At 66.0% G+C, this 13,267-nt stretch carries 12 protein-coding genes; 5 read left to right on the plus strand and 7 right to left on the minus strand.

Annotation, left to right across the window (positions count from 1 at the left end; all coding sequences use genetic code 11):
- Positions 1-86 precede the first annotated feature (86 nt).
- Genes FJT57_RS05675 through FJT57_RS05690 form a run of 4 tightly spaced genes read right to left on the minus strand, consistent with a single transcriptional unit; the run spans position 87 to position 4,621 of the window.
- Positions 87-1,040, minus strand: a complete 954-nt coding sequence (locus FJT57_RS05675; RefSeq protein ID WP_144902767.1) for an ABC transporter permease — start codon at positions 1,038-1,040, stop codon at positions 87-89.
- On the minus strand, positions 1,033-1,881 hold the full coding sequence (locus FJT57_RS05680) for an ABC transporter ATP-binding protein (protein ID WP_238993924.1): 849 nt from the start codon (positions 1,879-1,881) through the stop codon (positions 1,033-1,035). The genes FJT57_RS05675 and FJT57_RS05680 overlap by 8 nt, the downstream gene beginning before the upstream one ends.
- The gene (locus FJT57_RS05685) at positions 1,878-3,968 is read right to left on the minus strand and encodes a NosD domain-containing protein (protein ID WP_144902773.1); all 2,091 of its coding nucleotides are present in this window, start codon (positions 3,966-3,968) and stop codon (positions 1,878-1,880) included. Before FJT57_RS05685 ends, FJT57_RS05680 begins: the two co-directional genes overlap by 4 nt.
- Positions 3,968-4,621, minus strand: a complete 654-nt coding sequence (locus FJT57_RS05690; RefSeq protein ID WP_238993925.1) for a nitrous oxide reductase accessory protein NosL — start codon at positions 4,619-4,621, stop codon at positions 3,968-3,970. The genes FJT57_RS05685 and FJT57_RS05690 overlap by 1 nt, the downstream gene beginning before the upstream one ends.
- 173 nt (positions 4,622-4,794) lie before the next feature.
- On the opposite strand from FJT57_RS05690, the gene acs reads away from it, so the two are divergent.
- Positions 4,795-6,771 (plus strand): acetate--CoA ligase, encoded by a 1,977-nt coding sequence (acs, locus tag FJT57_RS05695; protein ID WP_144902776.1) that lies wholly within the window; start codon positions 4,795-4,797, stop codon positions 6,769-6,771.
- A gap of 198 nt (positions 6,772-6,969) precedes the next feature.
- Here acs and FJT57_RS05700 read toward each other — a convergent pair whose 3' ends face one another.
- Positions 6,970-7,383: a cupin domain-containing protein gene (locus tag FJT57_RS05700; protein WP_144902779.1), complete on the minus strand. Its 414-nt coding sequence runs from the start codon at positions 7,381-7,383 to the stop codon at positions 6,970-6,972.
- 312 nt (positions 7,384-7,695) lie between these two features.
- Between FJT57_RS05700 and FJT57_RS05705 the strand changes: the two genes are divergently transcribed.
- Both FJT57_RS05705 and FJT57_RS05710 read left to right on the plus strand, forming a co-directional pair.
- A complete protein-coding gene (locus FJT57_RS05705) occupies positions 7,696-8,352 on the plus strand; it encodes a hypothetical protein (protein ID WP_144902781.1) in 657 nt (218 codons plus the stop codon).
- Positions 8,349-9,629 carry a hypothetical protein gene (locus FJT57_RS05710; RefSeq protein ID WP_144902784.1) on the plus strand — a complete coding sequence of 427 codons (1,281 nt, stop codon included), beginning with the start codon at positions 8,349-8,351 and terminating at the stop codon, positions 9,627-9,629. The genes FJT57_RS05705 and FJT57_RS05710 overlap by 4 nt, the downstream gene beginning before the upstream one ends.
- Before the next feature lie 309 nt (positions 9,630-9,938).
- Here the strand turns inward: FJT57_RS05710 and FJT57_RS05715 are convergent, their stop codons facing one another.
- Positions 9,939-10,697, minus strand: coding sequence for a GNAT family N-acetyltransferase (locus FJT57_RS05715; protein ID WP_144902787.1), 759 nt, complete (start codon positions 10,695-10,697; stop codon positions 9,939-9,941).
- Positions 10,698-10,815: 118 nt separating this feature from the next.
- On the opposite strand from FJT57_RS05715, the gene FJT57_RS05720 reads away from it, so the two are divergent.
- Positions 10,816-11,262, plus strand: a complete 447-nt coding sequence (locus tag FJT57_RS05720; protein ID WP_144902790.1) for a DUF7510 family protein — start codon at positions 10,816-10,818, stop codon at positions 11,260-11,262.
- A gap of 101 nt (positions 11,263-11,363) precedes the next feature.
- On the opposite strand, the gene FJT57_RS05725 is transcribed toward FJT57_RS05720, so the two are convergent.
- The gene (locus tag FJT57_RS05725; protein ID WP_144904449.1) at positions 11,364-12,389 is read right to left on the minus strand and encodes a glycosyltransferase family 4 protein; all 1,026 of its coding nucleotides are present in this window, start codon (positions 12,387-12,389) and stop codon (positions 11,364-11,366) included.
- A gap of 159 nt (positions 12,390-12,548) precedes the next feature.
- Between FJT57_RS05725 and FJT57_RS05730 the strand changes: the two genes are divergently transcribed.
- On the plus strand, positions 12,549-13,265 hold the full coding sequence (locus FJT57_RS05730; protein ID WP_144902793.1) for a 2,5-diamino-6-(ribosylamino)-4(3H)-pyrimidinone 5'-phosphate reductase: 717 nt from the start codon (positions 12,549-12,551) through the stop codon (positions 13,263-13,265).
- Positions 13,266-13,267: the final 2 nt, after the last annotated feature.

Here is a 13,267-nt window from a genome sequence, read left to right on the forward strand (position 1 = left end):
GAGGGCCGCATACTGTCGGAAGTATCCATTAATATTCCCGGCCGCCCGTGGTACCGAACTGATTCACGGACGGACGCCCGACGGTATCACTCCTCGATCGATTCGACCACCGGCCAGACGCGCCGGACCGCGACCGAGAGGCTCACCAGCCACCAGGCGAGGAGTCCGACGCCGTTCAGGAGCGGTTCGCCCGCGGCGACCTCCGCCCCGCCGACAGCCCCGATCGCCGTCGAGAGCACGAGCCCCCGAAACGCGCTGTTCGGACTGAGCGCGAGCAGGACCCCGATCCCGTCTCCTGGGACCAGGCCGCTCGCGATCCCGGCGACGAGCGCGGTATCGATGCCGAGAACGAGCGCCAGCGCCAGCGCCGCCGCCAGTGCGAACGCCGTTCGGACCGAGCGCGTCGTCGCGGAGATCCCGACGACCGCCGCCAGTACGACGAGCGTGAAGACCGCCGCGAGGGCGACAAACCGAACGTACCGGACACCCGAATCGGCCGCCTCGTTCACCGCCAGGAACGTCGGGATATCCGCCGTGAGCGTCGGAACGAGAAGCCCGACCGCGAGCAGCGTTCCGACGACGAGCGACACCAGCGCGAGCGCGCGACCGAGGTAGACGCCGCCGACGTAGGATACCCGGCTCACGTCGAACGTTCGCAGCACGTCGAGTTCGCCGGTCCCGCGGTCGCCGAGAATCGATCGGTACCCGAACGCGACGGCCAGAAGCGGCACGAGCACCTCGACGAACGTCAACAGATCGAGCGTCAGCGGGACGAACCCCCCGCGGCCACCGGTCCCGGCCCAGGCGACTCCGCCGACGCTCGCGACGAACGCCGCGGCGAGCGCCAAGATCGCTGGCGTTCGGACGATCGTCCGGAGTTCCCGGGTCGCGATCACGAACAGGTTCCGGACGGTGTCGGAGACGCGGTCCCGTCGGGATCGGTCGATTCTCTCCTTCTCGCGAATTCCTTCCCCGTCGCTGATTCTCTCCCCGTCGCTGATCCCCTCACTGTCGCCGGTTCCCTCCCCGCTCTCACTCATCCGTCGTCACCTCCGAACCGTCGACGTCGGAACGGTTTCCGTCCGCATTCGCTCTTTCCGTTGTCTCCCCCGCACTCGTTTTCTCCGTCGTCTCATCCAGACCTGCTCTCACCGTCGTCTCGCCCGCGTCTGTCCGTACGAGCCGAAGGAACGCCTCCGAGAGCGACGTGGCATCAGTCCCCGAACGCAGTTCCCCGGGGGATCCGCTCGCGACGAAGCGGCCGCCGTCCAGCACGTGGACCGCGTCCGCGTGCGCCTCGACGGCCGGGAGTTCGTGCGACGCGATGACCACGGCGGTCCCGTCCTCGGCGAGGTCGCCAACGACGCGAAACAGGCGTTCGACCATCGATGGATCGAGCCCGCTGCCGGGTTCGTCCAGGATCAGCACGTCGGGATCGCCGAGGACGGCCGCACCGAGTCCGAGCAGTCGCGTCATCCCGCCCGAGAGCGAGCCGACCGACCGATCGCGTACCTCGCCGAGACCGACGCGTTCCAGCGTCGCGTCGACGTCCCGGCCGTCGACGCCGTCGAGCAGTTGCGCGTAGAATTCGAGCGTGTCACGCGCGGAAAAGCCCGCGCGAAACGCCGGACGCTGCGGGAGGTACCCCACGCGCCGAGCCCCGGTTCCACCACGCTGTAGCGAGACCGTCCCGCCGGTCGGCGCGGCGATTCCCGCGAGAACGCGGAGCAACGTTGTCTTCCCGGAGCCGTTGGGACCGACGACCGCCGCGACCGTCCCGCGCGGGACCGACAGGGAGACTCCCGAGAGGACGTCGACATCGCCGAACGACTGGTCGATCGCCCGCGCTCGAAGGACAGTCTCGGGGCCGTTCTCGCTCACGACGTGGCACCTCCGAACCCCGCGGTCGTCGCCGTCTCGTCGACCGATTCGGACTCCACCATCTCATCAGACGAATCTGCCGCGAGCGCGTCCTCGATTATCTCGGGGTGGAACGGCCGCGTTCGCGCGTCGGTGTCGACGACCCCCGACAGTCTGAGTCCGGAGACGGTGCCCTGCACGCGACGCAACGTCGCGACCGAGGGCGACCGCGCCAACACGGTCGCGCCGGAGGCCGTTCCGAGTCGCGAGTCGACCGTTCCGGTCGGTCGGTACGGCCGATCGTAAACGCCGTCCCGGTCTCCATCGGCGATCGGGAGCGCGCCCCAGTGGTTACCGACGCCGCCGTGAGACCACGTGCGGAGGGGGCCGATCTCCGACTCGACGGCCCGCTCGTTTCGGAGGAAGTCGTTCCCGAGAACCCAGTTCGACGGCAGGATGTCGTTGGCCCGCGCGCCGACCCCGTTCCCGAGGACGACGTTGTCGACGAAGGCGTTCCGGTCGCCGGACACCTGCAGCCCGTACTCGTTGTCGACGACGACGTTCCGCGCGTAGTAGGAGTCGCTCCCGGCGGGCACGACCCCGTACGTGCTCCGGCGGACGTCGTTGCCGACGACGAGGTTGTCCGTCGGCCGCGTCATCACGATGACGCCCGCCTCCGCGTCTCGAACGGTGTTGTTCGCCACCAGCGTCCCCGAAGTGTACATCTCGTGGACGCCGTACCGGCCGGGCTCGGCGCGGTTGTCGCGAACGACGCTCCCGTCCGCGCGGTGGGTGTAAACGCCGTCGCGACCGTCCAAGAAGGTCGACTCTTGGACGACGCTCGGCGCGCCGATGAGGACGACGCCCATGAACCCGTCGCTGGCCGTGTCCGCGCCGCGGACGGTCACGTTCCGGATCACCGATCCGGGACTTTCGCGGACGATCGCGCCGCTCGCGTGCGTGTCGATTTCGACGTTCGAGACCGACGCTCCAGCCGCGCCGTCGAGGACGACGCCCGCGTCGCCGTAGCCGTAGGCCAACTGGACCGTCGTGTCCCAGTCGCCCGACTCGTTTCGGAGCTCTCGGCCACGGCTGCCGACGTCGCCGACGCCGGTGACCCGGAGGTCGGTGACGCTCGCCCCGTCAGCGCGCACGTAGACGACGCTCCGGTTGCCGTCGCCGCGAAGCACGGTCTCAGCTCCCGACTCAGGTCCCGATTCAGCTCCCGATTCTGCTCCGACTCCAGCACCTGCCAGCGTGATCGAGCGGTTGAGCACCACGCCATCGACGTCGTACGTTCCCGGCGGCAGATACACCGTCGTGTTCGGCGGCGCGGCGTCGACTGCGTCCGAGACCGTGGGCTCGCTCGTCGCGTCGGCCGGAATCGGGACAGTCGCCCGATCGGAGACCGAATCGGCGTCCGCGCCGACGACGACGCTCACCGGTCGGTCCTCCCGTGCTTCGGCGACCGCGACGGACTCGTCCGCCCCCGCGTGCCGTTCGCCGACGGACTGCTCGAATCCCTCCAACGTCGCCGGGAGCGGATCGTCGATTCGCGACTGGAGCGTCTCCCAGTCGACCACGTCGCCGCCGTGCGCGTCGGCGAACGCCGCCGCGTCGTCGCGCTCGGAGAAGGCGACCGTCACCGCGCCGGATGGGATGGTGGCGTCGCTTCCGACGACGTAGAACGCCGTCTCGGCGGGCGTCCACCCGACCGATCGGCCGCGCTCGGGGACGACGAACCCCGCGTCGGTCACCGTCGGCGAGATCGTCGAGAAATCGGAGACGTACACGGCGAGCGGATCCCCGAACTGCCGCTGCGCGCTCGCGTCGCCGAGTTCGCTCACGGCCGTCTCGATGCCGACGTAGCCGACGACGTACCGATACCCCGAGTAGAACACCTCCACCTGCGGGAGGACGAATCCCTCTTCGTCGGCGCGGCGAGCATCGACGCCAGTGCCGCCCATATTCACCGTGTCCGCGAAGTCGACGGGGCGCAGCGACTCGCCGCTCTCGGGCGTCACGACGAAGGACAGGCTCGCCCCCACGAGCGCGACGCTCAGGAGGACCGTCAGCCACTGAGTCCCGGTCGGTGACAGGATCGCCATCACATTCCGAGTCCGGCGACGACCTCGGGCGTGACTCCCTCGTGATCGGTGAGCGAGCCGCCGAACTCCGACTGGAACGATTCGGCGTCCGCACGCTCGCTGAAGCCGATCAGGTCCCGTCCCATCGCCCCTTTCACGTCCGAATCGACGACGAACGTCACCTCGGTCGCCGGGACGAACGCCGACGCCTCGTAGTGTTTGGAGATGAGCGTGTCGCCGCCGTCTTCGAAGAGTTCGTACTCGACCGCGGAGTAGTCGGTGACGTAGAAGGCGACGTCTTCCCACCCCTCGTCGTCGCGGTCGAACTCGTACTGGTAGGCCTCCCACGTGCTGTCGAAGCGAGCCGGGTTCTCGTGGCCCTCCGGTTCCTCGTTCGCGTAGAAGATTTCGGTCGTCGGTCCCGGCTGTTGCCGAATCGTCATCCCGCAGACCTCGCAGGTCGCCCCCTCCGGGACCGTGATCGCCGCCGGAGCGTCCCCCTCGGAATCGCCAGTCGTCCCGTCGGAATCGTCCGTCGAGCCACCGGACTCACCGCCCAGACACCCACTCAGCCCGCCGACGAGCACCCCGGTCCCCGCGAGCAGGAGGCGGCGACGGTGGAGCGATGTCATAGCCTCCCCTCTGCTGGCGGCCGCCAGCCGTTCGTGTTCCATACCCGATGGTACGGGACTGGTGAGAAAAACACATCGGGCTGTTCCAGTCGACTGAGAGCCATCGAATCCGGACGCTCCGCTCGAAGAACGCGACGTAGTCACCCGTTTAGGCGGGAGGAGTGTGGGACTGTCGCACAGATTTATCATCCGGTGTTCGAATAATACAGACGAATATGAGCGATGGAGACGGAGAACTCGAAGCGCGCTTGGTAGAGCGGGAGGAGTTCGAGCCGAGCGAGGAGTTCGTCGAGCAGGCGAACGTCGCCGACGAGGCGATCTACGAGGAGTTCGAGGAGAACTGGCCGCGGTCGTGGACCCGCGCGGCCGACCTCCTCGACTGGGAGCGCGACTACTCGGAGGTCCTCGACGACTCGGACGGCCCGTTCTACGAGTGGTTCGCGGACGGAACGCTGAACGCCTCGTACAACTGCGTGGATCGCCACGTCGAGAACGGCGATAAGAACCGCGTCGCCATCAAGTGGGAGGGCGAACACGGCGAGACGCGGACGTACACGTATCAGGACCTCTATCGGGAAGTCAACGAGTTCGCGGCGAGCCTCCGCGACCTCGGCGTCGAGGAGGACGACGTCGTCACGCTCTACATGCCGATGGTCCCGGAACTGCCGATCGCGATGCTCGCCTGCGCCCGCATCGGCGCGCCTCACTCGGTCGTGTTCGCGGGCTTCTCGGCGGATGCGCTCGCGACGCGGATGAACTCTGCGGACTCTCGATATCTGGTCACCTGCGACGGCTACTACCGCCGCGGCGACCCGCTCGATCACCTTGAAAAAGCGAACGAGGGCCTCGAGGGCGTCGATCACGGCGTCGACGCAGCCGTCGTCGTCGACCGTCTCGGCGACGACGGCTTCGGTCACGACCTGAAGGGTAACCAACACGATTGGGACGACCTGCTCGACGAGCAGCAGGGCGAGCGGGTCGACCCCGTCGAACGCGACGCTGAGGATATGCTCTTCCTGATGTACACGTCCGGGACGACCGGCGAGCCGAAGGGCGTCAAGCACACCACCGGCGGCTACCTCGCGTACACGGCGTGGACCTCCCACGCCGTGCTCGATCTGAAGCCCGAGGACACCTACTGGTGCGCGGCCGACATCGGTTGGATCACGGGTCACTCCTACATCGTCTACGGGCCGCTGGCGCTCGGGACGACGACGGTGATGTACGAGGGCACGCCCGACTACCCCGAGCGCGACCGCCTCTGGGAACTCGTCGAGAAGTACGCCGTCGACGTGTTCTACACCGCGCCGACCGCGATTCGCGCATTTATGAAGTGGGGCCAGCAGTTCCCCGAGGAGCACGACCTCTCCAGTCTCCGCCTCCTCGGCACCGTCGGCGAGCCGATCAACCCGCGCGCGTGGAAGTGGTACTACAAACACATCGGCGACGAGGCGTGCCCGATCGTCGACACCTGGTGGCAGACCGAAACGGGTGGAATGATGGTGACAACGCTGCCCGGCGTCGGCACGATGAAGCCTGGCTCGGCGGGCCCACCACTCCCGGGAATCGACGCCAGAGTCGTCGACACCGCGGGCGAGGAGGTCGACGCCGGACGCGCGGGCTACCTCACGGTCAACAAACCGTGGCCGGGGATGTTGCGGACGCTGTATAACAACGACGAGCGGTTCGTCGAGGAGTACTGGACGGAGTACTCAGACCCCGACGCCGACGAGTGGGTGTACTTCCCCGAGGACGGCGCGAAGATCGACGACGACGGCTACATCACGATCCTCGGCCGCGTCGACGACGTGCTCAACGTCTCCGGCCATCGGTTGGGAACGATGGAGATCGAATCGGCTATCGTCGGCGTCGAGGGCGTCGCCGAGGCCGCGGTCGTCGGCGGCGACCACGATGTGAAAGGCGAGGCCGTCTACGCGTACGTCATCCTCGAAGACGGCTACGAGGGGAGCGACGAGATGCGCGGACGGATCATCGAGGGCGTCGAGGACGCGATCGGTCCGATCGCCCGACCCGAGCAGGTGATCTTCACCCCCGAACTCCCCAAGACGCGCTCTGGGAAAATTATGCGCCGCCTGCTCGAAGAGATCGCCAACGGCGAGGAACTCGGCGATACGACGACGCTCAGAAACCCCGAAGTCGTCACCGACATTCAGCACAAAGTGCAGCAGTAATCCTCCCCCTTCTCCCCACCTCCCTTTTTCGACGCAGGAACCCGATCGGACCAATCCGCGCAAAGACCTAGCGCGACAAATTCCGCTCGGCCCGCGTTCGCGACCCTCGCGATGCAATCACTAGTGACAGAGAGTCAGACGCCGTTCTGGATCATCGATTTCACGTTTCAGACAAGAGTGGCGTCTCGAAACCGGGTCTCACTCGGTGTCGGTCCCTTCCTTCGCTAATTCCGCGATATTCTTTTCGGCCACTTCCATCAATTTTTCCCACTCGTCTAACGGGCTGAACTCGATCAGCACGGTCCCTGGATCTACCTTGATGCTGTGATCCGGCGACATGTAATAGACGCTCCCTGCTTCGACGACCTCCTCGTAGTTGGCGTACCGAACAGTCATACGCCCCGACAACAGGTATCCCCAGTGCGGGCATTGACACCGATCGTTCGGGAGCCCCATCAGGAGTGGCGCGTCGTCGTACTCCTTGAGGTACGTCTCGTACCCGACGCGCATATCCCCCCAGTAGGCTTCCCTCCAGATCCCTTCGTCCATACTGAAGCTCGTCTCGAACTCCGCCAACGTGGCCTGTTTCCCCTGTGGTTCTCGGACTACCATAGACCCGTTCTATACGTGTGCGACCCAGATAAGGTTGACTTCGGGCAATTTGGACAGTATCGATCCCAGTTCGTTCATTCCTCAAGAGATAATGACTACACAGCCCGTATGCGACACACCCTTTTTGATAGATCGCCGATAAACGGCTATTCGGAGCGTGACGCCGTCTTCCCATGCTGAGTAATTCGCTACGCTTGATCTCTCGTCGTCATCCGTGAATCAGCGGAGATAACGCGCTTGCATCTTATCCGGCGTGGTACAGGAACGACGGCTCCAGAAAATGTTTTACACCGCCACTCGATGTCAGCGATGATGCCCTCCCTGACCCGCCGCCGAGCCCTCCTCACGGTCGCGTCCGGGATCGCTGCACTCGCCGGGTGTTCCAGCGAGGCTGATCTCCCGATGATCGACCACCGGAGAAGTCAAAGCACGATCGAAGAGTACGAAGCGGCTCACGTCCGCAATGAGGACGGAGCCGCATTGTTCGCCCAAAGAGAGAAGTTGCCGACGCCGAGCGACGAAGGGCGCGGTCGGTATGCCCGTACCGGGCGAAGCGTCATCGTCTCCGAGGACGATCTCGCCGAACTCACATTCGGCGACGTGCAGGAGGCCGAGCGCCTCCGCTCGTTCGTCGCAGAGACGGACTTCGACTCGTCGTCGGTGTACCTCCTCTCGATGCCCGTTGAAGCATGTTACGAGATCCGCCTCCGGTCGGCGACCGTCGAGCGCGACGAGCTGAAAAACGACGACCTCCACCCGCACGCCGACTTCTGCCGAACGCATCGTCCTGCTGACTTCGAATGCAGCGTCGAGGAAATCCACACCGTCGGGTTCGCAATTCGGCTGCCCGTCGCCGCCGAGCAGTCCTCCGGGATGGGTCGCGGGATGTCAAGTTCTTGCCGCCGCTCGCCCCGTGGGGAATACTTCAACGCGACGGTGACGCCCGCGAACGGGGGTGGCGGCGAATGAGGTCGCGTCGCAACGTGCTCGCCGGACTCGGAGCCGTCGGCGTCACCGGATTGGCCGGGTGTGCAGCCCTGCCGTTCGGGAACGACCAGTCCGACGATGAGGACGTGTCACTGTCAACTGACGACATCGGGTCGCTCGCGTGGCCCGAATCGCCGTTCCCGGTCGCCGTTCCCACGAGCCTGGTGAACGCCCACCGCGAGCGGTCCCGCGAGTTACTCGCGGCGGTTCCGTCCGAGCCATCTCTGCCCAACGGCGCTGTCGCCGAGGAGGTGCGATCGAACCGCGAACGCGCCGCGGATCGGCTTGATGATGAGCCGGACGAACCCTGGCCGACCGAGCAACTCTCGGAGTGGCGCGGGCGTCGGAACGAGGCCGCGAGCGTTCTGGGAACGCACCGCGCCGCGACAGGTGAAGACGACGCGGAGGCGGTCACGGAACAGCGGCGTGGGGTGCGCGATGATCTCGGATCCTTCGTTGCCGACCACGAGTACCGCGCGTCGTCGCCGTTGGAGGCGGTGCTCGCGCACGCACCGATAGAAGACCTGGTAGGGGATTGCCGCCGACGCGTTCGCCCTGACCCCCCGTATCCGTCCGATCCGGTCGCCCGTCCGTTCCAAGCCGGGGACGCTGTCGGACAGGTGGAACTCGCCAGTGCGACGTTCGCCGACGCCCGTCGACTGAGAGAAGCGTATCTGGGCGAGCGCTCCGAGACGGCCCCGCAGTGGACTGCACTGATCGAGGCGTCGAAGCGCCTCGAATATGCGGCTTCGCGCACACGCTCGTCCGTTAGCGACTTTCTCGACCGCGAGGAGTTACCGTTCCGCGCCGACCTCGACGGAACGCCGGGCCGGTGGTTGTTCAGACGGGCCAGCGGATCCGTCGAGGCGAGGACCGAGGAGGCGCGGGAGCATCGAAACGACGGCCGATTCGCATCCGCCGTTATCGAAGCGGGACGAATCCTGGCGGGCGTCGAGGCACTCCGAGCGACGATACACGGAATCCGCGACGGCGCATACCAGGGTGACGTCACGACCGAGTCGGTCTCGCGAACGGCCGACCGGGCGCGGGAAGCAATCACCGCCATCGGGGAGAGCGAGAATCCGCGAATGGCCGCCCAGATCGTTCGACCGACGCTCGGGACCTTCGAGTACGTAACCTATCGCATCGAGGAACGGTACGGCGACGCCGTGCGCGTCGAAGGAGACCTCGCTTGGGTTGAACTCTACGCGCGCGCCGTTCCCGCCGCGACCGAGTTCGTGGTCGAACGGCTCGAATAGCTACTCCAGCAGTAGCTGGTTCGGATCCACCGAGGCGAGACGTCGCGCTGCTTTACCCGCTACTTGTAGTGACTTCGGTGGACGATCGGGTCGTTCATTGTTCGTAACTGACGAGAGATCGAAAGCCGCCGTAGGCCATACGCTTGGAATCGAAGGGCATCTCCCCCTCCTCGGATCGATTCGGGTCCATCGCGGGGTCGTTCACCGTCCCTCGCTAGGCCGCGAGCTCGCGAACGCGAGCCGAACGACGTTTTTCCGCTGGCTGTTTGCGCGGAGAGGTCAGCCAGGACCTCGCCGTGGAAAAACAGGTTACAAGTACGCCGCGTCCCACCGAACGGGCTTACGGCGGTTCCCGCAGACGTTACACTCCAGTCGCTCCATCGTGTCGATCGCGACGTCGAGGCTCTCGTCGACGCCGCACATCCACCCGTAGCGTTCCGTTTCGTTCTCGTCGAGATACACGGCGAAGAACGGCGCGTCGGAGCCCCGCATCGACTCCTCGTAGGAGACGTACACGGCCGTTCCGTCGTCAGTCGTGCGATTTACGAGCGCGGTCGGTTCGGCCTCTCCCTCCTCCAGTAGCGTCGTGAAGACGCGCTCGGTGAACGACTCCCCGCGGATGTCGACGGTCCGCTCGCCGACCTCGCTGAACCCCTGCTCCTCGTAAAAGGCGACGCCCTCTTCGTTCTCCGCGAGGACGCGACCCTCCAGCCGGTCGACGCCCGAGGCGATGAGTTTCTGCTTGAGCCGCGCGAGGAGCTGCGAGCCGATCCCGCCCCCGCGGTTATCGGGGACGACGTGCAGCCAATCGAGGTACCCCACGGTTTCGCGCCCCTCCGAGATTTCGCTCTGTGCGAATCCGACGACGGAGTCTTCGTCGACGGCGACGACGAATATCTCTCGATCGTCTTCGAGCGCCGCCCGTAACCGGTCGGCGCTGTACCACTTCTCGACGGCCGCTTCGATCGTTTCCTCGTTGATGGCGTGACCGTAGGACGCGCGCAGGGATTCCGTTGCTACCCGACGAACCGCCTCGATGTCTTCGGTCGTTGCATCTCTGAGATCCATACCTCCAATTCGTCGTCCCACTACTTGACATTCGGGGGCAATTCGGGAACTCTTTGACGGTTGTGTCGAACGATCTACCTGCCGGAATTATAAGTACGAAGACGACTCATCGTTCGGTATGGGAACGCGCAACGGCAGTGGCCCCGGGGCGAGCGTCGACGATGCGCGGGTGAACTTCGCCGTGAACGTCGAGGGCGGCGAGACAGTCATCACGATGCGCGGCGACCGCGACACCGCCGTGATCGTTCGCTCGGCGTCCGGGGAGCGGATCTACCTGCCGCCGGAGGACTTCGAACGCGAGGCCGAACGGCACGATGGGAGTCCGTCCCACGGAGTCGGAGACGACAGCCCGTACCAAAGAGCGGAGAACGACAGCCCGTACCGAGGGAGCGCTCAGGAGAGCCCGTACCGCGGGACGCGTGACAGCCCGTATCAGGGCGTCGAAAGCGACAGCCCGTATCAGGCCGCCAGACAGAGCCTCCCAAGCGAGGGGTTGGTACCCACCGCGGACGGGTACCGAATCCGACACCCGGAACCGGTGACCGACGTTCGCGTGCTGCGGTGAGACTTCGGCTCATACCGGAGAACCGATGAGACACGGGGGAGTAGCCGCCGGGCAGTTGCCCTGACGGGAACTCACCCGCGTGACGCCGTCGAGCCTCGGCCTCAGACGATTTGTTCGTAGAAGGCGACCGTCTCGTCGACGACCTCCTCCCACGTGATCCGCTCGTACTCCGGTTCGCCCTCCAGTGAGAGCCCTCGATCGATGCCGTCGGCGATCGATCTCGAATCCGGGGTCACCTCGACGACGCAGTCTCCCGTAAGCACCTCGTTGACGCCGCTTTCGGTGGCCACCACGCGCGTTCCCGCGGACAGCGCCTCGGTGATGGTGATTCCGAACGGTTCCGCCAGCGACGGCGAGACGAACAGATCGGCGGAGGCGTAGTAGTCGCCGAGCGCTTCCTCGGGGACGTAACCGACCCACTCGATCCGTTCGTGGACGTCGAGCAGCTCCGCGAAGCGCTTCAGTTGCGCTGTGAGGTGTCCGGATCCGCCGATGACGAGCGTGACGTCGTCGCGGCGGAGTTTCTCCATCGCGTAGACCAGGTGCGAGATCCCCTTCTGGTCGGTGTGGCGACCGACGAAGAACAGCATCTCGCCGTCGATTCCGAGCTCTTCTTTGTAATCACGGCCGGTCGTCGAACACTCCGAAAAGCCGTTGTAGATGACCGTGCAGTCGCCGCCGTACCTCTCGTTGACGTCGGCCGCGGTGAGTTCGCTCACCGCGATGAGGTGGTCGGCGCGCTCCGCGAGTCGTCGTTCGGTCTCGACCTCCCGTTTCGGCGGGTCGATGTTGCGATCGCTCGACAGCGAGTGGAACGTCGTCACCCACTCGACGTCCGCATTCGACTGCGCACGCGATCCGGGCCCGTAGCCGAACCAGTCGTGAGTGTGGACGATGTCGGCCTCCTGGGCACGCTCTGCGAACGTGGCGCTCATCCGACCGACTCGCGTGAGGATGTCGCCGTCGCCGGTCGGGACGCCGACGATTCCCTCTCTGTCGTCTGGTGCGTACTCCGCCGGCAGGACGAGTTCGACGTCGACTCCCCGCGCTCGCATCCCGTCGAACAGTTCCCCGACGTGCGTGTCGAGTCCGCCGCTCACGTTCGGCGGAAAGCCCCACCCGAGCATCAATACCTTCGGCGACATTTCGTTTCAATAGTTCGCGCTCTCGCACATAAGTGCTGGCCGTGCTGGTGTGCGGAACTCGTCGGGTCCCGGGATCTACTGGTTCATTTCGAACCATCCGTGACCGAAATTCGCTTGCGTCGGCAGCCCGTTGATGCGGGTATGCACGTCGTCGTCAACGCCGCGGTGAGCGCGGACGGAAAGCTGTCGACGCGTCGGCGCGAACAGGTCCTGATCAGCGGCGACGACGACTTCGCCCGGGTCGATCGGCTCCGCGCGGAGAGCGACGCCGTCCTCGTCGGCATCGGGACCGTCGTCGCCGACGACCCGCACCTGACGCTCGACGATCCGGCGCTCCGCGAGGAGCGTCGGGAGCGCGGCGAAGACCCGAATCCCGCGCGAGTGGTCGTCGATTCCAGCGCTCGAACGCCGCCGGACGCGAGAATTCTCGATAGCGCGGCGACGACGTACGTCGTCGTCTCGGCAGCGACCAGTCGAACTCGGAGAGAGGCGCTCGCCGACGCGGGCGCGGAGGTCGTCGTCGCCGGTGCGGATGGCCGCGGCGACGGTGACGGGCACGTCGACGGTGAAGGGCGCGTCGCCCTTTCGGAGGCGCTGTCGGAGCTGTCCGACCGGGGAATCGACGACCTGATGGTCGAAGGCGGCGGCGAGATCATCTACTCGCTGTTCGACGACGACCTGGTCGACGAACTGTTCCTCTATGTCGGCTCGCTGGTCATCGGCGGACGGGACGCCCCCACGCTCGCGGACGGGACGGGGTTCGTCGACTCGTTCACCCGCCTCGACCTGCGAGACGTGGCGCGCGTCGACGACGGAGTGCTGCTCCGGTACGACGTCGAGCGCGGATCAGACTCCTGATC

Origin of the sequence: Halobellus captivus (assembly GCF_007655485.1) — an archaeon.
GTDB classification, from domain to species: domain Archaea; phylum Halobacteriota; class Halobacteria; order Halobacteriales; family Haloferacaceae; genus Haloquadratum; species Haloquadratum captivum.